This is a genomic window from Paenibacillus sp. EKM10P (assembly GCF_011800655.1).
Lineage (GTDB): Bacteria > Bacillota > Bacilli > Paenibacillales > Paenibacillaceae > Paenibacillus > Paenibacillus polymyxa.
In genome coordinates, this window is sequence record NZ_JAALET010000049.1 from 1 (window position 1) to 1225 (window position 1225).

Genomic DNA, 1225 nt, shown 5'->3' on the forward strand with positions numbered 1-1225 from the left:
TGCTATCCGCCACTTGGACTTTCGATGAAGTATCCGCTCCAGGTAATAACGTCTGCTGTTCAAAGCCCGCCAAATAGCTGCTCCAATACTCTTTTGCCGCACGTTCATCTTGGCGCTCTAGCCATTCGATATATTGGCCATACGGTGTAATCGGAGCAAGCTCTGGCTGTTTCTGCTCCAGCAGCGCAAAGTACGTACCAAACACTTCACCCGTAACAAGCGATAAGCACCAGCCATCCATGACAATGTGATGGAAGCTCCAGACCAAGTGATACGTTTCTTCATCGGTCTGCAATACCTGTACGCGCATCAGCGCATCCGTACCGAGATTAAAACCTCTCGCTTGGTCCTCCTGCTTAAACGCCTGGATATATGCCTGTTGCTCCGCTTTCGGCATTTCGCGTATATCCTTGAAGGAAAGATCGCTATTTTTATGACGGAACACGATTTGCAATGGCTCCAGACCATGTCCTGTTTCAAATTGATGGAAATTCGTCCGCAGCGCTTCATGACGCTGTGTCAGCAGATCCAGACTCTTACGGAAAATAGCAACATCAAAGCTGCCCTTTTGATCAAACGACGCTTGCTGGAAGTATGCGCCTGAGTCCGGCTCCATCAGACTATGGAACAGCATCCCCTTCTGCATGGGAGAAAGAGCATACACATTTTCAAGCTCGCCCACAGAAGCTGTTTGCTCCGTCAATTGCTCCAACTGCTCCAGTGTCAAGCCTTTGAACAAGACATCGCTTGGCGTTAGCTCACTCCGCTCTTGGGAGGCACAATGCTTGATGACTTCCTGCAAGCTTTCCTGCAATAGCCGGGCAAACTTCTCTACGTTTTGCTGTTGGTATACATGGCTGTCATAACGAATTTCCAGGGTCAGCACGCCTGCTGTAATCATGCCGTTCACATTCAGCGGTTGCTCCAGTACGGTGCGGTCACTCAACGGCTCTCCACCTGGATGTGAAGACAGCGTGATCTCACCATTCTCCAAGTCCTGATCAAATTGTCCCAAATAGTTAAAGCTGATCTCAGGCTGCAGGCTCCAGGAAGAGGTAGCATCATCCTGAGGCAAATATTTCAGAATACCGTAGCCAATGCCCTTATGCGGCACATGTCGCAGGTCCTCTTTTACCCGCTTGATGCGCTGCCCTACTTCTGCCTTTCCATCGACATCCAGCAGTACTGGATACTGACTCGTAAACCAACCCACGGTACGTGTGAT

1 protein-coding gene is annotated in these 1225 nt (G+C 49.9%); it reads right to left on the minus strand.

All coding sequences use genetic code 11. The annotated features are described in order from the left end of the window. Nucleotides 1-1225 (minus strand): condensation domain-containing protein (locus tag HFE01_RS26335; RefSeq protein WP_243208290.1); only part of this gene is annotated, 1225 nt, incomplete at both ends.